20 protein-coding genes, 1 tRNA gene and 1 pseudogene (1 of these 22 cut by a window edge) are annotated in these 23,048 nt (G+C 60.1%); 15 read left to right on the plus strand and 7 right to left on the minus strand.

The genetic code is table 11. The features are described from left to right. Positions 1–158 precede the first annotated feature (158 nt). From ACXADQ_RS07960 to ACXADQ_RS08000, 9 genes and pseudogenes are all read left to right on the plus strand, one after another. A complete protein-coding gene (locus ACXADQ_RS07960) occupies positions 159–2,132 on the plus strand; it encodes an AMP-binding protein (RefSeq protein WP_475318344.1) in 1,974 nt (657 codons plus the stop codon). Next, complete coding sequence (locus ACXADQ_RS07965) at positions 2,129–2,953, plus strand: ABC transporter ATP-binding protein (protein WP_475318348.1); 825 nt, start codon at positions 2,129–2,131, stop codon at positions 2,951–2,953. Before ACXADQ_RS07960 ends, ACXADQ_RS07965 begins: the two co-directional genes overlap by 4 nt. A gap of 35 nt (positions 2,954–2,988) precedes the next feature. Continuing rightward, positions 2,989–3,990 (plus strand): branched-chain amino acid ABC transporter permease, encoded by a 1,002-nt coding sequence (locus ACXADQ_RS07970; protein ID WP_475318350.1) that lies wholly within the window; start codon positions 2,989–2,991, stop codon positions 3,988–3,990. 2 nt (positions 3,991–3,992) lie between these two features. Next, complete coding sequence (locus ACXADQ_RS07975) at positions 3,993–4,220, plus strand: hypothetical protein (RefSeq protein WP_475318354.1); 228 nt, start codon at positions 3,993–3,995, stop codon at positions 4,218–4,220. Between the two features lie 6 nt (positions 4,221–4,226). Beyond that, positions 4,227–5,303 (plus strand): branched-chain amino acid ABC transporter permease, encoded by a 1,077-nt coding sequence (locus ACXADQ_RS07980; protein ID WP_475318357.1) that lies wholly within the window; start codon positions 4,227–4,229, stop codon positions 5,301–5,303. A gap of 83 nt (positions 5,304–5,386) precedes the next feature. Further along, a complete protein-coding gene (locus tag ACXADQ_RS07985) occupies positions 5,387–6,670 on the plus strand; it encodes an ABC transporter substrate-binding protein (protein ID WP_475318360.1) in 1,284 nt (427 codons plus the stop codon). Between the two features lie 71 nt (positions 6,671–6,741). After that, positions 6,742–7,565, plus strand: a pseudogene (locus ACXADQ_RS07990) (ABC transporter ATP-binding protein). A 44-nt stretch (positions 7,566–7,609) separates the two neighbouring features. Then, positions 7,610–8,830, plus strand: a complete 1,221-nt coding sequence (locus ACXADQ_RS07995) for a phenylacetate--CoA ligase family protein (RefSeq protein ID WP_475318363.1) — start codon at positions 7,610–7,612, stop codon at positions 8,828–8,830. A gap of 32 nt (positions 8,831–8,862) precedes the next feature. Then, positions 8,863–10,515: a peptidoglycan-binding domain-containing protein gene (locus ACXADQ_RS08000; protein ID WP_475318366.1), complete on the plus strand. Its 1,653-nt coding sequence runs from the start codon at positions 8,863–8,865 to the stop codon at positions 10,513–10,515. Here the strand turns inward: ACXADQ_RS08000 and ACXADQ_RS08005 are convergent. From ACXADQ_RS08005 to ACXADQ_RS08015, 3 genes are all read right to left on the minus strand, one after another. After that, a complete protein-coding gene (locus ACXADQ_RS08005) occupies positions 10,512–12,266 on the minus strand; it encodes a PHA/PHB synthase family protein (RefSeq protein WP_475318369.1) in 1,755 nt (584 codons plus the stop codon). The genes ACXADQ_RS08000 and ACXADQ_RS08005 overlap by 4 nt on opposite strands. A 155-nt stretch (positions 12,267–12,421) precedes the next feature. Further along, positions 12,422–12,547, minus strand: a complete 126-nt coding sequence (gene ykgO, locus ACXADQ_RS08010) for a type B 50S ribosomal protein L36 (RefSeq protein ID WP_035255927.1) — start codon at positions 12,545–12,547, stop codon at positions 12,422–12,424. A 70-nt stretch (positions 12,548–12,617) separates the two neighbouring features. After that, positions 12,618–12,692 (minus strand) — tRNA-Val (locus ACXADQ_RS08015). A gap of 151 nt (positions 12,693–12,843) precedes the next feature. Between ACXADQ_RS08015 and ACXADQ_RS08020 the strand changes: the two genes are divergently transcribed. After that, complete coding sequence (locus tag ACXADQ_RS08020) at positions 12,844–13,704, plus strand: N-formylglutamate amidohydrolase (RefSeq protein WP_475318376.1); 861 nt, start codon at positions 12,844–12,846, stop codon at positions 13,702–13,704. Here the strand turns inward: ACXADQ_RS08020 and ACXADQ_RS08025 are convergent, their stop codons facing one another. Beyond that, positions 13,705–14,958 carry a DNA polymerase IV gene (locus ACXADQ_RS08025; protein WP_475318380.1) on the minus strand — a complete coding sequence of 418 codons (1,254 nt, stop codon included), beginning with the start codon at positions 14,956–14,958 and terminating at the stop codon, positions 13,705–13,707. Between the two features lie 58 nt (positions 14,959–15,016). Between ACXADQ_RS08025 and ACXADQ_RS08030 the strand changes: the two genes are divergently transcribed. Then, on the plus strand, positions 15,017–15,454 hold the full coding sequence (locus tag ACXADQ_RS08030; RefSeq protein ID WP_475318385.1) for an NUDIX hydrolase: 438 nt from the start codon (positions 15,017–15,019) through the stop codon (positions 15,452–15,454). On the opposite strand, the gene pyrF is transcribed toward ACXADQ_RS08030, so the two are convergent. Next, the gene (gene pyrF / locus ACXADQ_RS08035; RefSeq protein ID WP_475318389.1) at positions 15,451–16,146 is read right to left on the minus strand and encodes an orotidine-5'-phosphate decarboxylase; all 696 of its coding nucleotides are present in this window, start codon (positions 16,144–16,146) and stop codon (positions 15,451–15,453) included. The two genes, ACXADQ_RS08030 and pyrF, sit on opposite strands and share 4 nt — an antisense overlap. A 482-nt stretch (positions 16,147–16,628) precedes the next feature. On the opposite strand from pyrF, the gene clpB reads away from it, so the two are divergent. Further along, the gene (clpB, locus tag ACXADQ_RS08040) at positions 16,629–19,247 is read left to right on the plus strand and encodes an ATP-dependent chaperone ClpB (RefSeq protein ID WP_475318392.1); all 2,619 of its coding nucleotides are present in this window, start codon (positions 16,629–16,631) and stop codon (positions 19,245–19,247) included. A 33-nt stretch (positions 19,248–19,280) separates the two neighbouring features. Here the strand turns inward: clpB and ACXADQ_RS08045 are convergent, their stop codons facing one another. Beyond that, positions 19,281–19,730 carry a winged helix-turn-helix transcriptional regulator gene (locus tag ACXADQ_RS08045; RefSeq protein WP_475318397.1) on the minus strand — a complete coding sequence of 150 codons (450 nt, stop codon included), beginning with the start codon at positions 19,728–19,730 and terminating at the stop codon, positions 19,281–19,283. A gap of 82 nt (positions 19,731–19,812) precedes the next feature. Between ACXADQ_RS08045 and ACXADQ_RS08050 the strand changes: the two genes are divergently transcribed. Next, positions 19,813–20,676, plus strand: a complete 864-nt coding sequence (locus ACXADQ_RS08050; RefSeq protein ID WP_475318401.1) for an SDR family oxidoreductase — start codon at positions 19,813–19,815, stop codon at positions 20,674–20,676. Between the two features lie 34 nt (positions 20,677–20,710). Here the strand turns inward: ACXADQ_RS08050 and ACXADQ_RS08055 are convergent, their stop codons facing one another. Next, complete coding sequence (locus ACXADQ_RS08055) at positions 20,711–21,154, minus strand: DUF302 domain-containing protein (protein ID WP_475318404.1); 444 nt, start codon at positions 21,152–21,154, stop codon at positions 20,711–20,713. A gap of 115 nt (positions 21,155–21,269) precedes the next feature. On the opposite strand from ACXADQ_RS08055, the gene ACXADQ_RS08060 reads away from it, so the two are divergent. Together ACXADQ_RS08060 and msrP are read left to right on the plus strand one after the other, a co-directional pair. Further along, the gene (locus tag ACXADQ_RS08060) at positions 21,270–22,760 is read left to right on the plus strand and encodes an FMN-binding glutamate synthase family protein (protein ID WP_475318410.1); all 1,491 of its coding nucleotides are present in this window, start codon (positions 21,270–21,272) and stop codon (positions 22,758–22,760) included. A 96-nt stretch (positions 22,761–22,856) separates the two neighbouring features. Then, on the plus strand, positions 22,857–23,048 hold the start of the coding sequence (msrP, locus tag ACXADQ_RS08065; RefSeq protein WP_475318415.1) for a protein-methionine-sulfoxide reductase catalytic subunit MsrP. It continues 711 nt past the right edge of the window; only the first 192 of its 903 coding nucleotides appear in the window; its start codon is at positions 22,857–22,859; its stop codon lies off the right edge, out of view.

Genomic DNA, 23,048 nt, shown 5'->3' on the forward strand with positions numbered 1-23,048 from the left:
TTGTGACAAAGAAATAGACCCTGTTACAATTTGTAACGATTGGGAAATGTTCACGAAAAAGTTGACCGCGAAAGATTAGTGCGCACCCTAGCAAGCGGGAGAATCGTCGTTCGCAGGCTGCACAGGCCACCAAGAACGGCCATTTGGGAGGAACAGATTTGGCACAGTCGTCACAGGCTGCCGGTGGACTTGCGTCCATCCCGGCGCTTTTGCAGCGTAACGCCACCGAGTTCGGGGATCGCCCCGCATATCGGGAAAAAGAGTTCGGCATCTGGCAGAGCTGGACGTGGAGCGAGGCAAAGCGCGAGATCAACAATCTTGCGCGCGGTCTTATCAACATGGGCGTGAACGAGGGCGATTTCATCGCCATCATCGGACGTAACCGCCCGCATTTCTATTGGTCGATGGTGGCCGCGCAGTCCGTTGGTGCCGTGCCCGTGCCGCTGTATCAGGACAGCGCCGCCGAAGAGATGGCCTATGTGCTGGATCACTGCGGGGCGCGCTTCATCATCGCCGAAGATCAGGAACAGGTCGACAAGGTGATCGAGGTGCAGGACCGCCTGCATCAGTTCGAACACATGATCTATGTCGATCCGCGCGGGATGCGCAAATACGACCACACGCAGTTGCATGAATTCAGCCATGTGCAGGAACAGGGCTTTGCCGCCCGTGACGAGCTGACGCCGGAACTGGACCGCCGCAAGGCCAAGCTGGATTACGATACGCAATGCGTGATGTTGTATACCTCGGGGACGACGGGCAAGCCCAAGGGCGTGGTTCTGTCCAACCGCAATGTGATCGAAAGCGCCAAGAACTCGTCCGAGTTCGATCATCTGGCGATTGACGAGGAAATCCTGGCCTATCTGCCGATGGCCTGGGTGGGTGATTTCATCTTCTCGGTCGGGCAGGCCTATTGGACGGGCTTCTGCGTGAACTGCCCCGAAAGCGCCGAGACCATGGGAACAGACCTGCGCGAAATCGGGCCGACCTATTATTTCGCCCCGCCGCGCGTGTTTGAAACCCAGCTGACCAACGTGATGATCCGGATGGAGGACGCGGGCAAGTTCAAGAAGCGCCTGTTCGATATCTTCATGGCCCACGCCAAAAAGGTCGGTCCCGCCATTCTGGATGGCAAACCCGTCGGCGCCTGGGATCGGTTCAAGTATTTCCTGGGCGATCTGTTCATTTATGGCCCGCTGAAGAACACGCTGGGCTTTTCGAACGTGCGGATCGGCTATACCGCAGGCGAGGCGATCGGCCCCGAGATTTTCGAATTCTACCGCTCGCTCGGGATTAACCTGAAACAGCTGTACGGCCAGACTGAGGCAACTGTTTTCATCACGCAGCAGCCCGACGGCGAAGTGCGCAATGACACGGTGGGTGTGCCCTCGCCCGGAGTTGAACTGCGGATCGATGACAATGGTGAAGTGTATTATCGCAGCCCCGGCGTGTTCGAATCCTACTACAAGAACCCGGAAAGCACCGCCTCGACCAAGGACCCCGAAGGCTGGGTTGCCACCGGGGATGCGGGCTTTGTCGAGCCTGACACCGGCCATCTGCGGATCATCGACCGCGCCAAGGATGTTGGTAAAATGGCCGATGGCAGCATGTTCGCGCCCAAATATGTCGAGAACAAGCTGAAGTTCTTTCCCAATGTGCTGGAGGCCGTTCTGTTCGGCAATGGCCGCGACAAGTGCATGGCCTTCATCAACATCGACATGAGCGCCGTTGGCAACTGGGCCGAGCGCAACAACATCGCCTATTCCAGTTATCAGGAACTGGCGGGGCATCCCAAGGTTCTGGAAACCATCAAGGAGCATGTCGAAGAGGTGAACCGCTCGGTCGCCGAGGACGAGATGTTGTCGGGCTGTCAGATCCACCGTTTCCTGGTTCTGCACAAGGAACTGGACGCGGATGACGGCGAAATGACCCGCACCCGCAAGGTGCGCCGCCGGATCGTCGAAGAGAAATTCGATGACCTGATTGGCGCTCTGTATGACGGCAAAGACGAAATCTACACCACCACCGAAGTGACTTACGAGGACGGCCGCAAGGGCTCGATCAGCGCCACGCTGCAATTGATCGACGCCACCGTCGCACCGGTGACAACGCAGAAGGTGGCCGCAGAATGAACCAGGTTATGCAAGAAGAAGGTTACGTCACCGCAGACGGTCGCAAAATCGGCGGCACCCTGATGGAGATGAAGAACATCACGCTGCGTTTTGGCGGGGTGAAGGCGATCACCGACATCAGCTTTGACATCAAGGAAGGTGAAATTCGCGCCATCATCGGCCCGAACGGCGCGGGGAAATCCTCGATGCTGAACGTGATCTCAGGGTTCTATATCCCTCAGGAAGGCGAGGTCTGGTTCAAGGGCGCGCGCCGTCCGCAGATGCGCCCCTATGAGGTCGCGCGTCAGGGGATTGCCCGAACCTTTCAGAACATCGCTCTGTTCGAAGGGATGACCGTGCTGGATAACGTGATGACTGGCCGGTTGAACTACATGAACACCAATATTTTCCAGCAAGCCATGTGGAAAGGCAAAGCGGAGAAAGAAGAGGTGGAAAACCGCGAGGTTGTTGAGAAGATCATCGACTTTCTGGAAATTCAGTCGATCCGCAAAACGCCGGTTGCGCGTCTGCCTTACGGTCTGAAGAAACGGGTCGAACTGGCCCGCGCGCTGGCGGCGGAACCGATGCTGCTGCTGCTGGACGAACCCATGGCCGGCATGAACGTCGAGGAAAAAGAGGACATGAGCCGCTTTATCTTGGATGTGAACGATGAATTCGGCACCACCATCGCCCTGATTGAACACGACATGGGCGTTGTGATGGATCTGTCCGACCGCGTCGTGGTGATGGATTACGGCAAGAAAATCGGCGACGGCACCCCTGACGAGGTGCGCAACAATCAGGACGTCATCGACGCCTATCTGGGGGTGAGCCATGACTAAGTCCTTCAAGAATATTCAAAGCGGAGGCCAAGCCAATGCCTGAACAACTCCTTTACGGCACCGAGGTTGTCCTGAACGGTCTGATGGCCGGTGTGCTTTATGCGCTTGTCGCGCTGGGCTTTGTGCTGATCTACAAGGCCTCGGGAATTTTCAACTATGCTCAAGGGGTTATGGCCCTGTTCGCCGCGCTGACGCTGGTTGGGATCATGGAGGGTCAGGTGCCCTTTGCCCACCTGATCAACGTAATTTTCGGGACCGAGGTCCACCACTTCGGCTGGAACGTCCCTGCCGTGTTGGCGATCATCCTGACCATGGCGGTTATGGTGTTCCTGGCCTGGGCCGTGAACCATTTCGTGATGCGCCACCTTGTGAACCAGGAACCGATCATCCTGTTTATGGCCACCATCGGTCTGGCCTATTTCATGGAAGGCGTCGGTGACCTGATGTGGGGATCCGACATCAAGACACTGGACGTGGGCCTGCCGCAAGGCGGTAGCCTGTGGATCGAGGAAAACACCCAGTGGCTGGGTTTTGGCAACGATCGTTTCTACGGCTTCTTCCTGGACAAACTGGACATGATCGCAACCGTTGTCGCCGCCATTCTGGTGATCGCCCTGGTGCTGTTCAGTCAGTACACCAAACAAGGCCGCGCCATGCGCGCTGTGGCGGATGATCACCAGGCGGCGCTGTCTGTCGGCATCTCGCTGAACTTCATCTGGGTGATGGTCTGGTCGGTCGCTGGGTTCGTGGCGTTGGTCGCGGGCATCATGTGGGGCGCCAAATCGGGCGTGCAGTTCAGCCTGTCCCTGATCGCGCTCAAGGCCTTGCCGGTGCTGATGCTGGGCGGCTTTACCTCGATCCCGGGGGCCATCGTGGGTGGTCTGATCATCGGCGTGGGTGAAAAACTGTTCGAATTCGCGATCGGCCCCTATATCGGCGGCGCCACTGAAAACTGGTTCGCCTATGTTCTGGCGCTGGTGTTCCTGGTGTTCCGTCCTCAGGGCCTGTTCGGCGAAAAAATCATCGAGAGGGTCTGACCATGAACAAGCTGATTGCCATCATCAATGTGATCTCTTGGTCGGGGTTCTGGGCCTTTGGATACATCGCCCTGACAGCGACCGAGCTGACACAAAGCCAGATCCTGACCGCAGCCATCCTGGCCGGAGCCGGGTTCCTGACGGGCGTGATCGCCTATCTCAAGCTGTCGCGCGGTCACAAGGTCAACAATTCGGCGCTGGGGTTCACCCACGCAAACGAGCAGGGGTAAGGAAACATGTTCTATCGTGAAGCGGGCGATTTCAAAACGTCCTATGCCGCCGACAACCAGACCTTTCCGATCAAGTTCGACCGGTATCGGTATTACGCGGTTCTTCTGGTGGCCTTTCTGGTCGTGCCGTTCATCGTCAACGACTATTGGGTGAATGCGATTTTCCTGCCGTTCCTGATCTACTCGATCGCGGCGATTGGTCTGAACATCCTGACCGGATACTGCGGGCAGGTGTCGCTGGGCACCGGGGGCTTCATGGCTGTGGGGGCCTATGCCTGCTACAAGCTGATGACCGCCATGCCCGAGGTGAACATCTTTTTCCATATCCTCATCGCGGGGGGGATCACCGGCATCGTTTGTGTGCTGTTCGGCCTGCCCAGCCTGCGGATCAAGGGGTTCTATCTGGCCGTGGCGACGCTGGCGGCGCAATTCTTTCTGGTGTGGCTCTTCAACCGGGTGCCGTGGTTCTACAACTACTCGGCCTCGGGCCAGATCAACGCGCCTGAGCGCACCGTATTCGGCGTGGCTGTGACCGGCCCCAACACCGACGCCTGGGCGACCTATATGTTCTGCCTGGTTTTCGTGACAATCAGCGCGATCATCGCCCGGAACCTGACGCGGGGCACGCAAGGCCGTCGCTGGATGGCGATCCGGGATATGGACATCGCGGCCGAGATTATTGGCGTGAACCCCCTGAAGGCCAAGGTCAGTGCCTTTGCTGTGTCGGGCTTCTTCGTGGGCATCTCGGGGGCGCTTTTGTTCTCGGTCTTCCTGGGCGCGGTCGAGGTTGGCGAGGCCTTTGGCATCACCAAATCGTTCCTGGTGTTGTTCATGATCATCATCGGCGGCCTGGGCTCGATCTTTGGCAGCTTTGCCGGCGCAGCCTTCCTGGTGGTGCTGCCAGTTGTGCTGAAAATCGTCGGGGTGGATTGGCTGGGTTGGCCCACCGATATGGTGGCGCACCTTCAGCTGATCATCGTTGGCGCACTGATCATTATCTTCCTGATCGCAGAACCGCACGGGCTGGCGCAGCTGTGGCGCGTCGCCAAGGAAAAACTACGGCTTTGGCCTTTCCCACACTAGGGCAGGTCAACTCAGATACGGCCCGGGGCGCGGGGAGGCGCCCCAGCCACACCATCGGACAAAACCAAGGGAGGAGAAACCCGATGAAAACGAAACTGGCAACTCTGGCACTGGGCGCGGCCCTGGCCGCAGGGCCCGCGATGGCGGACCTGGTGTTTCCGTCGCTCAGCTACCGTACTGGTCCTTTTGCAGCGGGCGGTATTCCGTTCGCGGATGGCTATTCGGACTATTTCACCCTGCTGAACGAGCGTGACGGCGGCATTGGCGGAGAAATGATCAAGGTCCCCGAGTGTGAAACGGCCTATAACACCGAAAAAGGTGTGGAATGCTATGAAGCGACCAAAGGCGACGGCGCGCTGGTGTATCAGCCCCTGTCGACAGGCATCACCTACCAGCTGATCCCCAAAGCCACCGCTGACGGCATCCCCGTTCACACCATGGGCTATGGCCGGACCTCGGCGAAGAACGGTAAGGTTTTCAGCCATATCTTTAACTATCCGGTGAACTACTGGGATGGTGCCTCGGTCGGTGTGAAACACTTCAAGGACGTCTCGGGTGGGTCGCTGAAGGGCAAGAAAATCACCCTGCTGCACTTCAACGGTGCTTACGGCAAAGAGCCGATCCCGACCCTGCAAAAGCTGTCGGAAATCGAAGGCTTTGAATTCAACGCGATCCCGATCGATTACCCCGGTCAGGAACAGAAATCGCAGTGGCTGCAAATCCGTCGCGAGCGTCCGGACTTCGTTCTGTTCTGGGGCTGGGGCGTGATGAACCAGGTGGCCGTACAAGAGGCCGCGAACATCCGTTTCCCGATGGAAAACTTCATGGGTATCTGGTGGTCGGGCGCCGAGCTTGACGTGCTGCCCGCCGGTGCCGGTGCGAATGGCTATAAGGCGCTGCAGTTCCACAATGTGGGCTCGGATTTCCCGGTCTTTGGGGACATCCAGAAATACGTTGTTGATGCGGGCAAAGCGGCCGGTGCGGGCGACCAGATCGGTACCGTCCTGTACAACCGTGGTGTCTATGCGGCCTTCCTGGCTGCCGAAGCCGCCAAGGACGCACAAGCGGCCAATGGCACCTCGCAGATCACCGCAGCGATGATGCGTGATGCGATGGAAGGCCTGGAAATCACCGCAGCCGAGATGGAAGCCGCCGGTCTGCCGGGCTTTGGTCCTGAATTCGCGGTGAGCTGTGAAAACCACGGTGGGGATGGCATGGCTGCCGTTGCGCAGTGGGATGCCGGTGCCAAGCAGTGGTCGCTGGTGACGGACTTTGTTGCCTCGGACGCAAGTGTTGTTGGCCCGCTGATCGAGGCCGACTCGGCCGCGTTCGCCAAGGAAAACAACATCGCGGAACGCTGCAACTAAGCGTTTGACATCGTCCCGGCCGGGCCAGTTCTGGCCGGGACCCCCGAATTTCGACAGGAAAGACAACGCAGATGCTTGACGCCGATCACAGCCAGGAAACGCTTCTGGAGGTCAACAATATCGAGGTGATCTACAATCACGTGATCCTCGTGCTCAAAGGGGTCAGCCTGAGCGTGCCCAAGGGCGGGATCACCGCGCTGCTGGGCGGCAACGGTGCTGGGAAATCCACCACTTTGAAATCCATTTCCAACCTGCTGCGGTCTGAACGCGGCGAGGTAACCAAAGGCTCGATCAACTATCGCGGCGAACGGATTCAGGATCTGAACCCCGCCGATCTGGTGCGCCGTGGCGTGATCCAGGTGATGGAGGGCCGCCATTGTTTCGAACACCTGACCGTCGAGGAAAACCTGCTGACCGGGTCCTATACCCGCAGTGTCTCGCGCGGGGATATCGATGCTGATCTGAACATGGTCTACGACTATTTCCCCCGTCTGAAAGAGCGCCGTAAAAGCCAGGCGGGCTATACCTCGGGGGGGAACAGCAGATGGTTGCGATCGGTCGGGCGATCATGTCCAAACCCGAGTGCATCCTGCTGGATGAACCCTCGATGGGTCTGGCGCCGCAGCTGGTCGAGGAAATCTTCAACATTGTGAAGAACCTCAACGAAAAAGAAGGCGCGACCTTCCTTTTGGCGGAACAGAACACCAACGTGGCCCTGCGCTTTGCGCATTACGGTTACATCCTGGAATCGGGGCGTGTGGTGATGGACGGCCCCGCCGCCGAATTGCGCGAAAACCCGGACGTGAAAGAGTTCTATCTGGGCATGTCCGACGAAGGGCGCAAATCCTTCCGCGATGTGCGTTCGTATCGTCGCCGCAAGCGTTGGCTCAGCTGATCCGCTTTGAACACCCACCCGCATTCCGGCCAGGAGACCAGTAGATGACCCGCTATTTCGACGACCTTGAAACGCGCAGCGCGGATGAGCGCGCCGCCGCCCTTGCCCAAGACCTGCCCACGCAGATTGCCAGGGCCAAAGGGTTGCCGGGCTATGCCGATGCTCTGGCCGAGGTCGATCCCGCTGCGGTCACCGGGATCACGGATCTGGCCAAACTGCCAGTGCTGCGGAAATCGGATCTGGTCAGCGCCCAGGCAGCGGACGCGCCTTTTGGTGGGTTGACCACACGCGGTGTTTCCGGGTTTGCGCATATCTTTCAGTCTCCGGGCCCGATCTATGAACCGGGTGGAACCGAGCATGACTGGTGGCGCATGGGTCGTTTCCTGCATGCCTGCGGGATCGGGCAGGGCGACATCGTTCAGAACTGCTTTGGGTATCACCTGACGCCAGCCGGGATGATCTTCGAATCTGGTGCGCGGGCCGTGGGCGCCGCGGTGTTGCCCGCCGGGACGGGGCAGACCGAACTGCAGGCACGTGCTGCGGCGGATATTGGCGTGACCGCCTATGCGGGCACGCCTGATTACCTGAAGGTCATTCTGGACAAGGCTGAGGCGATGGGGCTGAAGCTGAACATCACCAAGGCCGCTGTTGGCGGTGGGGCGCTGTTCCCCTCGCTGCGTCAGGAATATGCGGATCGGGGGATTTCCTGCCTGCAATCCTATGCCACCGCCGATCTGGGCAATATCGCCTACGAATCCGAGGCCATGGAGGGCATGATCATCGATGAAAATGTCATCGTGGAAATCGTGACCCCAGGCACCGGCACCCCCGTGGCTCCAGGCCAGGTCGGCGAGGTGGTCGTGACCACGCTGAACCCAGATTATCCGCTGGTACGCTTCGCCACCGGCGATCTGAGCGCGATCATGGAGGGAAACAGCCCCTGCGGACGCACCAATGCCCGCATCAAAGGTTGGATGGGGCGCGCCGATCAGACCACCAAGATCAAGGGCATGTTCGTGCGCCCCGAACAGGTGGCCGCGCTGGTTTCCAAACACGCCGAGATCGTCAAAGCCCGTGTTATTGCAGGACGAGAAGGCGAAATGGATACGATGACGGTGCAAATCGAATCAGACGGAGGCTCGGTCGACGCCTATGCCGGGTCGGTCGTGGATGCCCTTAAACTTAAAGGGAAAATCGAGGTCGTCGCACCCGGGTCATTGCCTAACGACGGAAAAGTTATCGAAGATCAACGCACATATGACTAAGCTAAAAGGCAGATACCTAAGGGAGGTCTGTCATGTTGAGCTGTCGAACAATTCTTGGGGCCGTGGCGATTTTGGCGTCCACGGCCTTGCCGTCCTGGGCCGAGGATTACGCGCTGTTGTTGACCAACCGGGACTATACCCGTCAACCAGATGCGTTGGATTCCGCCCGCCACGACGGTTTCAAAACCGCGTTTGAGCGCGCCGGGTTTACGCTGATTCACGGCGAGGATCTGGATGCCCGTGGTCAGTCGCGGCTGGCCTTTGATTTTGCCCGGGCCCTGGAATCCGGGCAGGTCGATCGCGTGATCGTCGTTTTGTCGGGGCATTTTGTGGATGGGCCATCCGACAGCTGGTTTCTGGCCAGCCGGGGGGATGCGGTAAGTGCCTTAAATGTCGGTCAGCACGGCTTGTCATTGGCCGCAGTAAGCGATCTGTTGTCTGATTTCGATGGAAAGGCGCTGATGGTGCTGACGCCCTCGTGGTCGAAACCAAACCTGGGCACCGGGTTGAAGGCAGGCACCAGACAGTTCGATCTGCCCCAGGGCGTGACCTTGCTGGAGGGCCGTGCGGATTCGGCTTTGACGTTATTGCGGGGTCAGGTCTTGCCGGGGCGCCCCTTGGCGCAGTTGGCAGCGCAGGGACCCTCGGATCTGTCCTGGGCGGGGTATTTGCCTGATCAGGCGCTGGGTGGCGGGCGGGCGACCATCTCGCCTGAACACGCGGGTGTGGTTGCCGAAGAAAGCTATTGGACGGCTGCGCGTGACGTGGACACGATTGATGCCTACCGCGCCTATCTGCGCCGATATCCCAATGGCGAGTACGTTTCGGCCGCCCGAAACCGGATCGCAGATATTCGCGATGCCCCCCTGCGCGAAGCGCAAGCCACCGAGGCCGCGCTGAACCTTAGCCGGGACGCGCGCCGAACCATCCAGCGGCAGCTGAGCTTTCTTGGGTTCGATACGCGCGGCATTGATGGCATTTTCGGGTCCGGAACCCGCGCCGCGATTGCCGCCTATCAGCGCAGCAAGGGTGTTCCTGATACGGGCTATGTCTCGGGCAACCTGATCACGCTGCTGGATCGTGATGCCGAAGCGCGGGCCCGTCGCCTGGAAGAGGAAGAACGAGAGCGCCGCCTTGAAGAGGAACGCCGCGACCGGGATTTCTGGCAGGGCGTCGGCAGTCGGGACGGAGAACGGGGCCTGCGCCGGTATTTGCGCCGCTACCCGGATGGGATCTATGCAGATCGTGCACGCCGCCAGCTTGCTGAAATCGAAGAGCGCCGACGCGATCAGGCGGATCAGCGCGTTCGGGCGGCGTGGGATCGGGCGCGGTCTCAGGACACGATTGCCGCCTATCGCGACTTCTTGCGTCAGCATCCCAACAGCCAATATCAGACCGCGGCACAGGAACGGATCGCCGAACTGGAAGAGAACGCTCGAAACCGCGACGCGATCGAGCGGGACAAAGCCCAAGAAGAGCTGTTCGTACGCAGTACCGCCACGCGCTTGCTGATCGAGAAGGCGCTGAAATCGCGCGGATACGAACCTGGCGTTCTGGACGGCAAGTTTGACAAGAAAACCCGCCGTGCCGTGCGCAAGTTCCAACGCGCGAACGGGATGACCGCCACCGGTTTTGTATCGCAGAAAACGATGCTGTTGCTGCTGGTGCCGGTGGTCAAGAACTAGTCGATGAACACATAGCTGCCGGGGGCTGGCATTAGTGTGGGCAGACCGGCTTGGGGCGCTCCCATTTCAGGGGGCGCCACTGGCTCGGCGCTGGTTTGGTGTTGCGACAGCCAGTTCGACCATTCCGGCCACCAGGACCCTTCCTGAACATCGTGATTGGCCAGCCAGGTATCCGGGTCCATATACAGCGCGCCGGGTTTGCGGTGCCCGATGCGATAGTGGCGCCGCGGATGTCCGGGTTCGCTGATGATGCCACCATTGTGGCCACCCTTGACCAGCACAAAGCGCGCGTCCCCATCCGTGAACAGCTTGGTCTTGTAAACCGAGTGCCAGGGAGCGATGTGGTCTTTTTCCGTGCCGACGATGAAGAATGGGATCTTGATGTCTTTCAGCGCAATCACGCGACCATCAACAGCATAGCGCCCCGCCGTCAGACGGTTTTCCATGAACAGCGAACGCAGGTATTGCGAGTGCATTTTCGCCGGCATCCGGGTCGCATCCATGTTCCAGACGGAAATATCAGCGGCCTTGTCCTCGATCCCCATCAGGTACCGGCGCACCGCGCGGGTCCAGATCAGGTCTTCGGCGCGCAGGGCCTGGAAGGCCCCGCTCATTTGGCTTTGATCCAGATAGCCCTGATCCCACATCATGTCCTCCAGATAGGCGACCTGGCTTTCATCCAGAAACAGCATCAGTTCGCCCGCCTCGGTGAAATCGGTTTGGGCGGCCAACAGGGTGACCGAGGCCAGGCGGTCATCGCCATCCCGCGCCATGGTCGCAGCGCTGATCGACAGGATCGTGCCGCCCAGACAATAGCCACAGGCGTGGATTTTCTGGTCAGGCACAATGGTCGAAACCGCGTTGACCGCCGCCATGACACCCTGGGTGCGATAGTCCTCGAGCTCCAGATCATGCTGCTGGGCAGACGGATTCACCCAAGAGATCGCAAAGACCGTAAAGCCCTGTTCGACCAGATATCGGATCAACGAATTGTGGGGGCTAAGATCCAGAATGTAGTATTTCATGATCCAGGCAGGCACGATCAGGATCGGCTCGGCCTGCACCTTGTCGGTCTTCGGTGTATACTGGATCAGCTCCATGATTTCATTGCGAAAAACCACCTGGCCTTCGGTGCAGGCCAGGGTCTTGCCGACTTCGAAATCGCCGTTGTTCGTGTGATGCTCGCCGGTGGCGGCATCCTGAGCGTCCTGCATCAGCAGTTTCAGACCGTCGATCATCGACTGGCCCTTGGTTTCACGCGCTTTGGCCAGAATCTCGGGGTTCAGGCTGGGCAAATTCGACGGTGCAATCATGTCCAGCATCTGGCGCACCATAAAGCTGACGCGGTCGGTATTTTGCGGCAAGGCCCCCGGCACGCAGCAGGTTGCGTGATCCCACCAGTCCTGTGTCGCCAAAAAGGCCTGCTGCATCAGATCAAACGGCGGCTTTTGCCAGTTGGGATCGATGAAACGGTGGTCCTCGGGTTTGGGGCGAAAGGGCGGTCGGGCGTCCCCGTGGATCTGCCCGGCCCAGAACGCCGCCAGTTTCATCGCGTTTTTCTGGGCGTGCTCGACCATTTCAACCTGACGGCCCGGGGCTGTCGACAGATGCGCCAGCCAATCGCTCCAGGCTGCGGCGGCGGCATAGGGGGACAACCCTGCGGTCAGGCGCGCCATCGAGGCCCGCAAAGCCCGGTCAAAGGTTTCGTGTTTGTGGGTCTGGCGCGTTGCTTGGGCAGGAATTGGGGTCATCTTGGCCTCTGCATGTCGATGAACAGGTCTGTTGGCCACATGACACGCGCGTCTTGTCGAATTCTTGACGCGGATCAACTTTTACAAAACTGACACAGAAAAAGACCGCCCTGGACGAACCAAGGCGGTCTTTTGCATAACTTCTGATCGTTGTCTTAGCCCTGGCGAGCTTTGAAACGACGCTGAGTTTTGTTGATCACGTAGACGCGGCCTTTGCGGCGCACGATACGGCAATCGCGGTGACGCTGCTTGAGCGAGCGGAGCGAGTTCTTGACCTTCATGGTCCTCTCCTTCATTCGCGGCGCCGGGCGCCTTGGGTTGCGGGTCGTTTCCTGATGGAAACGAAAGAAATGGTGGGCGATACAAGGATCGAACTTGTGACCCCTTCGATGTCAACGAAGTGCTCTACCGCTGAGCTAATCGCCCGTATTTATCCAGTTTGGTGCCCATGCCCCTAATGAAAGGGGCGCGGAAATCCGCGCCGGTTCGCGCTCTATAAAAGGAGTCGGCGGGGGGATCAAGGGCTTTTGGTCACAAGATTATTCAGTCTATGATATTTCTTGTGTAAGGAGATTTCATGACCACGACCGCCTACAGCCTGTCGATGCCGAAAACGCGCAGTACAAGCGCTGTTTTTGCCTCTCCTCATAGTGGGCGGGACTATTCGGCCCGGTTTTTGCGGCAATCTGTGCTGGATGACCAGACGATTCGGTCGTCCGAGGATGCTTTTGTTGACCAGTTATTCGCTTCGGCACCCGAATTCGGCGCGCCGTTGCTGCTGGCCAAGGCACCGCGTGCCTATGTTGACCTGAACCGCAGCCCGGACGAACTGGACCCCGCCCTGATCAGGGGGATTCGCAGTGTCAGCTACAACCCGCGAATCGTTTCTGGTCTGGGAGTCGTGCCGCGCGTCGTGTCCAACGGGCGGTGTATCTATAGTGGCAAACTGACCATGTCCGAGGTGCAGGACCGCCTGAACACCTGCTGGCACCCCTACCACGACAAGCTGACCGAGCTGTTGGCCGACACACGTGCTCAGTTTGGCGAGGCGATTTTGATCGATTGCCACTCCATGCCGCACGAGGCGCTGGACAATCTGGCCCGCACCATGCCGCGCCGCCCCGAGGTGGTGCTGGGGGATAAATTCGGGGCGGCCTCGTCCACGGAGGTGATGGACATGCTCGAGGACGCCTTTACCGCCGAGGGGTTGCGCGTGGTGCGCAACGTGCCGTTCGCGGGGGCCTATACGACTCAGCATTATGGTCGTCCGTCGCGCGGGCAGCATGTGGTTCAGGTGGAAATCGACCGCTCGCTGTACATGAACGAACAGATGATCCGCCCAAACGGCAATTTCCGGGCGATGCAGGCCGCGATGTCGCGCGTGATTGCCAAGATCACGGCCTTTGGCGAGCCCAAGCAGAGCCTGGCAGCCGAGTGATCAGCGTAATGCGCGCCCCTTGATGATCGCGTCTTTGCCGAACTTGCGTTTGATCTCGTCCGTTGCGCGTTCGGCGCGGCCGCGGGTTTCGGCCTCGGGGTCCAGCAGATCACCTGACAGTGCGGCTTGTGAGTTTGGAGCCAGATCGGAAATTCCGACACCGATCAGGCGATACGGGCCCTCATTGCCCACCTGATCATACAGCGCCCGTGCGACGCGATAGATTGTGTCGGCCAGTTGCACGGGTTCGCGCTGGGATTGGCGGCGGGTCAGGCTGCGATGATCAGCCCGTTTTAGCTTCAGGGTGACCACCCGCCCGGCCAGTTCACGCGCTTTGGCCCGGCTGGCGACCTTTTCAGCTAAGCGCCAGATATGGCCGTCCAGCACCTCGGCATTCCAGGTGTCTTCGAAAAACGTGGTCTCGTTCGAGATGGATTTGATCGGCTCGTGCGCGGACACGCGGCGCCGATCCTGCCCGCGCGCCAAATGCCACAGCCGATCCCCCATTGAACCAAAACGCAGATGCAAATCCTGACGGTCCCAGCGCAGCAGATCGGTAAAGGTGCGAATCCCGGCCTTTTCCAGCGCGGCCTGCGTGGCCTGCCCCACCCCCCAGATCATCCGCACCGGTTTATCGCGCAGGAAATCGGCCGTTTCCGCCTGTCCGATCACCGAAAACCCGTGCGGCTTATCCAGATCCGAGGCCACCTTGGCTAGGAATTTGTTGTGGCTCAGGCCGATCGAGCCCGTGACGCCCAGCTCGTCCCGCATTCGTTTGACCAGCCGCGCCAGCATCACCGCAGGGGGCACGCCATGCAGGCGCTGGGTGCCGGTCAGATCCAGGAACGCCTCGTCCAGCGACAAGGGTTGGATCGAGGGCGTCATTTCCTCCATCATGGTGCGGATGGCGCGGCTGACCTCGGCATAGGCGTGCATGCGCGGCTTGATCACCACCGCATCGGGGCACAGTTTCAGCGCCTGAAACATCGGCATCGCCGAGCGCACCCCGCGAATGCGCGCCACATAGCAGGCGGTCGAGACCACGCCACGCTTGCCGCCTCCGATGATCACCGGTTTGTCGGCCAGGTCCGGATTGTCACGCTTTTCAACGCTGGCATAAAACGCATCGCAATCCATATGGGCGATGGACAGATCGAACAGTTCGGGGTGCGCGATCACACGTCGCCCGTGACAGGACGGACAACGCGCGCCATGATCAAAGGTATGCAGGCAATCTCGGCACAGTGTAGGCATCTGTTCAGAGTTTCGTGACAATAATAGCGGGCGACAGCAGGGCCACTATATAATGGGCATGACCGAAGATACACATTTCAGGGGCGCCAAACTGGCGCTGTTTATCGGCGGCCATCTGGCCGTGATCATGCGCGATGACAAACCGGGCCTGCCGTGGGCCGGGTATCTGGACCTGCCCGGCGGTGGGCGCGAAGGATTGGAAAGCCCGGAAACCTGCGCCTCGCGCGAAACCCGAGAAGAGCTGGGGTTGATCGTGCCTGCGTCAGAGCTGATCTGGAAACGCGCGTATGTCGCCAGTTCCGGCGAGCCTGTCTGGTTTTTCGGGGCCATGCTGGCCGCCGAGCGCGCACGGGATGTTCGGATGGGCGACGAGGGTCAGTATTGGACCTTGATGGCCGCCCAAGACTATCTGACCCATGATCGCGCGATCCCGCATTTTGCAACGCGCGTGGCGGATTTCCTGGCCTCGCCCGCCGCGATGGGGCGTGCCGGTTAGACGGCTGCGATTTCGCTGAGGATCGCCTGAGCCGAGGCGCGCGGGTCCTCGGCGGCCCAAATCGGGCGGCCAACCACGATGTGATCTGCGCCGTCTGTCAGGGCTTGGGCCGGGGTGGCCACGCGCTTCTGATCGCCCAGGGCCGCGCCGGTCGGGCGCACACCGGGGGTAACGATCAGGCGGTCCTTGGATTCGGGCAGGGCGCGGATCAGCGCGGCCTCTTGCGGGCTGGCGATGACGCCATCTGCCCCGGCCTCAAAGGCTTTGGCGGCGCGTTCCAGCACCAGATCCTTGATGTCACCGGGCTTGATCAGGCCCGCATCCAGATCAGCGCGGTCCAGCGAGGTCAGGATGGTCACGGCCAGAATTTTCAGGTCTTTGCCGCTGGCGCCTTCTTTGGCCGCACGCACAACATGGGGATCCCCATGCACGGTCAGGAAATCCAGATCAAACTGCGCCACGCCTCGCACCGCGTTTTCGACCGTCGCCCCGATGTCAAAGAACTTCATATCCAGGAAAATGCGCTTGCCGTGTTCCTGCTTCAGCTCGTTGGCCAGTGCGAGACCGCCGCCGGTCAGCATCCCCAGACCGACTTTATAGAACGACACCGAGTCGCCCAGTTTCTCGGCCAGCTCCATACCGGCCAGAACATTGGGGACGTCGAGGGCTACGATCAAACGGTCGTCAGACATGGGGGCGCTCCTGCATATATCGGGTTGCGCCCTTTTCGCGGGATCGTGCTGGGGCGTCAAGCCTAGCTGGCCCGGTGCAGCCTGCGATGTTCCGGCATCCGGGACAGTTGGCGCAATGCATCGGCGATCAAAGCCGCGCGCGCACCCTTGGCCCCCGGTTGGGGGATCTGACAGTGCAGGATGTGATTGCGCTTGCGATCCGTTTAAATCGTCACAATTCCGCGTATCCAGCCATCAGGTGTTTGGCCGGGCAGGCGGCAGACCGAGATTTCCGTTACATTCATGCCAAGGCCCCCTTGTTCTATCTGCCTAGCGTAAGGTGGGTTAAGCTCTGGTTGCTGATGGTCCAAAAATTGCATCAGAGGCTTCGCCAAACCCTTGAAGCGGGCGGGGGGAATTGCCACCTATAGGTCAAGGTCCGAAACAGGATGTGCCGCATGGGTGGGCATCGCAAACCGGACGCTTATAAGAAGGAGAGAACCATGGACTTGAACAAGTTCACGGAGCGGTCGCGCGGTTTCATTCAGGCCGCCCAGACGATCGCCATGCGGGAAGGGCATCAGCGTCTGCTGCCCGAACACATTCTAAAAGCATTAATGGACGACGATCAGGGGCTTAGTGCCAATCTGATTAACCGCGCGGGCGGGAATGCCGCTGCGGTAACCGAGGCTGTGAACGCGGTTGTCGACAAACAACCCAAAGTCTCGGGCGATGCGGGGCAGGTCTATATGGATGCTGCCACTGGCAAGGTTCTGGCTGAGGCCGAAGCGATCGCCAAGAAAGCGGGCGATAGCTTTGTTCCGGTTGAACGCGTGCTGATGGCGCTGGCCATGGTCAAATCCAAGGCCAAGGACGCTCTGGTTGCCGGGGGGGTGACGCCTCAGAAACTGAACGGCGCAATCAATGATATCCGTAAGGGGCGGACCGCTGACAGTGCCTCGGCTGAAGAGGGATATGACGCGCTGAAAAAATACGCGCGCGACCTGACCGAGGCGGCTGAAGAGGGCAAGATCGACCCGATCATTGGGCGGGACGAGGAAATCCGCCGCTCGATGCAGGTTCTGTCGCGCCGGACCAAGAACAACCCGGTGCTGATCGGCGAACCCGGTGTGGGCAAAACGGCCATCGCCGAGGGCATGGCCCTGCGGATCATCAATGGCGACGTGCCTGAATCCCTGCGCAACAAGAAACTTCTGGCGCTGGACATGGGCGCGCTGATCGCTGGTGCGAAATATCGCGGTGAATTCGAAGAGCGCCTGAAGGCCGTTCTGACCGAGGTCACCGAAGCCGCCGGTGAAATCATCCTGTTCATCGACGAGATGCATACGCTTGTTGGTGCCGGGAAAACCGATGGTGCAATGGATGCGGCGAACCTGATCAAGCCGGCGCTTGCGCGGGGCGAGCTGCACTGTATCGGTGCGACCACGCTGGATGAATACCGTAAATACGTGGAAAAAGACGCGGCCCTAGCCCGGCGTTTCCAGCCCGTTGTGGTGGAAGAACCCACCGTCGAGGACACGGTCAGCATCCTGCGCGGTATCAAGGAAAAATACGAGCTGCACCACGGGGTGCGGATCTCGGATTCGGCTCTGGTGACGGCGGCGACGCTCAGCCATCGCTATATCACTGACCGGTTCCTGCCCGATAAGGCGATTGATTTGGTGGACGAAGCCGCCAGCCGTCTGCGGATGGAAGTGGATTCCAAACCCGAGGAACTGGACCAGCTGGACCGCAACATTCTGCAAATGCAGATCGAGGTCGAGGCCCTGAAGCTGGAGGATGATGCCGCCAGCAAGGACCGCTTGGAAACGCTGGAAAAAGAACTGGCCGATCTGCAGGACCGCAGTGCCGAACTGACCGCCAAATGGCAGGCAGAACGCGACAAACTCGCTGGCGCGCGTGATCTGAAGGAACAGTTGGACAAGGCCCGCGCCGATCTGGAGATCGCCAAGCGCGAAGGCAATCTGGCCAAGGCCGGCGAGCTGTCCTATGGCGTGATTCCCAACCTGGAAAAACAGCTGACCGAGGCCGAAGAGGCCGAGGATCAGGGCATGATGGTCGAAGAGGCCGTTCGCCCCGAACAGATCGCCCAGGTGGTGGAGCGCTGGACCGGTATCCCGACCGCGAAAATGCTGGAAGGCGAGCGTGAAAAGCTGCTGTCGATGGAAGACGGCCTGCATAAACGCGTCATCGGCCAGAATGCCGCCGTTAAGGCCGTCGCCAACGCCGTGCGCCGTGCGCGCGCTGGGTTGAACGATGAAAACCGGCCCTTGGGCAGCTTCCTGTTCCTCGGCCCGACCGGCGTGGGTAAAACCGAGCTGACCAAGGCCGTGGCCGAATTCCTGTTCGACGACGACAGTGCCATGGTGCGCATTGATATGTCCGAGTTCATGGAGAAACACTCGGTCGCCCGTCTGATCGGTGCGCCTCCGGGCTATGTTGGCTATGACGAAGGCGGGGTGCTGACCGAAGCTGTGCGCCGTCGCCCCTATCAGGTGGTGCTGTTCGACGAGGTGGAAAAGGCGCATCCGGACGTGTTCAACGTGCTGCTGCAAGTGCTGGATGACGGCGTTCTGACCGATGGTCAGGGCCGCACCGTGGACTTCAAGCAGACGCTGATCATTTTGACCTCGAACCTCGGCGCGCAATCGCTCAGTCAGCTGCCCGAGGGCGCGGACAGTGCGGACGCCAAACGCGACGTGATGGATGCCGTGCGGGCGCATTTCAGGCCTGAATTCCTGAACCGTCTGGACGAGCTGATCATCTTTGATCGTCTGGCCCGTGCGGACATGGACGGGATCGTCGATATCCAGCTGGCTCTGCTGGGCAAACGTCTGGCACAGCGCAAGATCAGTCTGCAACTGGACGAGGCCGCACGCAAATGGCTGGCGGACGAAGGGTACGATCCGGTGTTCGGCGCGCGCCCGCTGAAACGGGTGATCCAACGCGCTTTGCAGGACCCGCTGGCGGAACTGCTGCTGGGCGGAGACATCAAGGATGGCGCCATCGTTCCGGTGACCGCCGGGGCCGAAGGTCTGATCATCGGCGATCGGGTCGGCAATTCCAATCAGGAACCCCCGCAAGATGCGGTTGTCCATTAACGCGAAAGCCCGCCCTAACCGGCGGGCTTTTCCTTAGGCGTATGGGGCCAGTTTCTTGGGTGGCTCTTGCGCTGCATCATAGGAATGACGCGCGGTGCGGATCGCGTCATGCTGCCCATCCGCCCAATCCAGCAGATGCGCCAGCGGAGCCATGAAGGACTGCCCAAGATCGGTCAGCGCATATTCGACGCTGGGCGGTTTCGTCGGAAAGACCGAGCGCGAGATCAGCCCGTCTCGTTCCAGGTTGCGCAGGCTTTGCGTCAGCATCCGTTTTGAAATGTCGGGTACCCCGCGCTGAAGTTCTGAAAACCGCTTGGGTCCTTCGGCCAGGATGATCAGCAACAGCGTGGTCCATTTTTCGCTGACCCGGTCCAGCACATCGCGCACGGGGCAGGCGGTGCTGTCAAATTCTTGGCCCTTCCAGGTCCAGAACCGTTGCAGCACATCGGCAGGCAGGGGGTTACTTGAGTGTGACCTGGGCATGAAAAGGTGCCTCCTTACGCGAGTCGGGGATGTGGTCTAGATAAGAGACCATACCTAATTTCTAGACTGAAAGGAAGCCACCATGGCCCCCACCATCCTGATCACCGGCGCCAGTGGGCAGCTGGGCAAACTGGTTCTGAGCGAACTGTTGGAATCCACCCCTGCCGATCAGATCGCCGCGCTTGTGCGCCGCCCCGAGGCCGCAGCCGAGATCGAGGCGCTAGGGGTGACCCCCCGGATGGGTGACTACACCGATCCCACCGCGTTGAGTGCCGCAATGGAGGGCATCGAAAAGCTGCTGCTGATCTCTTCGTCCGAGGTTGGCCAGCGCGCGCCGCAGCATCGCAACGTGATTGATGCGGCCAAGGGCGCTGGCGTGTCGCTGATCGCCTATACCAGCCTGCTGCGGGCCGATAGCTCGCCGCTGGCGCTGGCCGCTGAGCATGTGGAAACCGAGGCCTATCTGGCCGAAAGCGGTGTGCCGCACGTGCTGTTGCGCAACGGCTGGTACAGCGAAAACAACGTTGGCACGGCCGGCATGGCGGTTGAACACGGCACCTATATTGGCGCGATTGGTGAGGGCCGGATCTCGGGCGCGGCGCGGGCGGATTATGCGGCCGCGGCTGTGGCCGTTCTGACCTCGGACGAGGCTCAGGCCGGCAAGGTCTACGAATTGGCGGGTGATGTGTCCTATTCGCTGAACGATCTGGCGCTGGAAACCACCAAACTGGCGGGGAAACCCATCGCCTATACTGACCTGCCCCAGGCCGATTACGCCGGTGCGTTGGTTCAGGCCGGTCTGCCCGAAGGGTTCGCGGCTGTACTGGCGGATTCGGATGTGGGGGCTGCTAAAGGCGCGCTGGAGGAAAACGGCAAGGCGCTGAGCACCCTGATCGGCCGCCCCACAACGCCCTGGCAGCAATCGCTGGCCGCCGTTCTGGCGTAACGACAAAGGCCCGGCGCAACCGCCGGGCCTTTCCTTATTCCATCCCGATGGCCGAGCGGACAATGCTGTCCAGCAGGGCCTGAACCTCTTGCATCGGGCCCTCGGGGAATGCGCGATAGCCGATGATGGTCTGATCGGGGCTGTCGGGCATCTGCGCGACGAAAATGTCATAGGGGCAGAAACGGATATTCATCGGATCGGCCTCCATCACCTTGCGAGAGATCTTGGCCGAGCAGAAGGAATAGACATCGGCCTTGGTGAACACCGTGACGTCCGATCCCACATCCGCGCGGGTGCGCTCCAGCATGTCGCCGACATGCGAGGTCCCGTCGATTACCAGGCCTTCATCCAGAATGGCGTTTTCCAGCCCGAACACCACATCGTCAAAGGCTTCGTCCGTGGTATAGCTGACCAGGCCGTCCGCCAGGGCGCCGCTTGCGGACAGGATAATTCCTGCCGCCAGTGCAAGAGCTTTCATTGTATATTCTCCTCCGGGTGTTAGGCTCGGCCCGACGGCGCGAGCGAGCAGTTCAAAGCTTAACCTGACACTTACCTTTCTCGCGCACTTTGACGTATATCAAAAGGAATATATGATGGACTTCGCGTTGAATGTGCTGATCGTTTTGGCGCTTCTTTTTGTCATTGTTTTGGGGGCGGGATCGCTGAGTGCGATCTTCCTTTATTTCATCGACAAAACGCAGACCGGAGACGCGATCCGGCGGAACTATCCGGTGATTGGGCGGTTCCGGCATTTGTTCACATCACTGGGCGAATTCTTTCGTCAGTACTTTTTCGCGATGGACCGCGAAGAGATGCCGTTTAACCGGGCGCAGCGGGATTGGGTGTATCATTCCACCAGCGGCAAGGGGAATACGGTGGCCTTTGGATCGACCCGCAACCTGTCGATTCCCGGCACCCCGATTTTCGTGAATGCGTGTTTCCCGCCATTGGATGACGAATTTGCCGCGACCAAGCCGATGATCATCGGGCCGACGGCGGCGATCCCATATAATGCAAAGTCGATCTTTCATATTTCGGGGATGAGCTATGGCGCGATCTCGCGTCCTGCGGTCGAGGCACTGAGCCGTGGCGCGGCGCGGGCCGGGATCTGGCTGAACACGGGCGAGGGCGGGATGTCTCCGTTTCATCTGACGGGGGGCTGCGATCTGGTCTATCAGATCGGGACGGCCAAATACGGCATCCGGGACGAGCACGGGAACCTGGACGATGACAAGCTGCGCAAGGTGGCCGAGCACCCCCAGGTGAAAATGTTCGAACTGAAGCTGGCACAAGGCGCCAAGCCCGGCAAAGGCGGCATCCTCCCGGCCGAGAAAATCGACGAAGAGATCGCGCGCATTCGCGGTGTGCCCATGGGCAAGGACAGTATCTCGCCCAATCGCCATGCCGAGATCGACAGTTTTGACGACCTGCTGGATATGATGACTCACATTCGCCAGGTATCCGGCAAGCCCTGCGGGTTCAAAACTGTGATCGGCTCGTCGGATGCGTGGGAGGAAATGTTCCAGCTGATCAAACAGCGTGGCTCGGATTGCGCCCCCGATTTCATCACCATTGATGGCGGCGAGGGCGGGACTGGCGCGGCGCCGATGCCGCTGATTGACTTGGTGGGGATGCCCCTGCGCGAGGCGCTGTTGCGGATCGTCGACCTGCGCGACCGGTATGGGCTGAAGGACCGCATCCGCATCATCGCCAGCGGCAAGCTGGTGAATCCGGGTGACGTGGCCTGGGCGATCTGTGCGGGCGCGGATTTTGTGACCTCGGCGCGCGGCTTCATGTTCTCGTTGGGGTGCATCCAGGCGCTGAAGTGCAACAAAAACACCTGCCCCACCGGCATCACCACCCATGACCCGCGCTTCCAAAGCGGTCTGGTGGTCGAGGACAAATGGAAGAAAGTCGCCAATTATGCGACCTCGGTCATCAAAGAGGTCGAGATCATCGCCCATTCGGTCGGTGTGGCCGAACCACGCCTGATGCGGCGGCGCCATGTGCGGATCGTGCAGGCCAATGGCGACTCGATCCCGTTGAACAAGATCCGGCCCAGCTATTCCTCGGGGGCGATCTAACGTTACAGTCTGGGCACGCCATCGTGAGATGATGTTGGTTGGCCGGTCCTTAGGGGCTGGCCTATCTTCTTTGAAACGGATCGGAGAGGGACACACATGGCCAAGCGCTGGACGAACAACCTGACACAGGCGGATATCACGCCCCAACACCTATATATGAACCGCCGCCAGATCATGGCCGGTCTGGCCGGGATGGGGCTGGCGGGTGTGGCGGGCTCGGCCCAGGCCAGCCAAGAGCTGACCCCCAACAGTTGGGACGACATCACCAACTACAACAACTTCTATGAA

Source organism: Thalassovita sp. ABM4_323 (genome assembly GCF_056158665.1).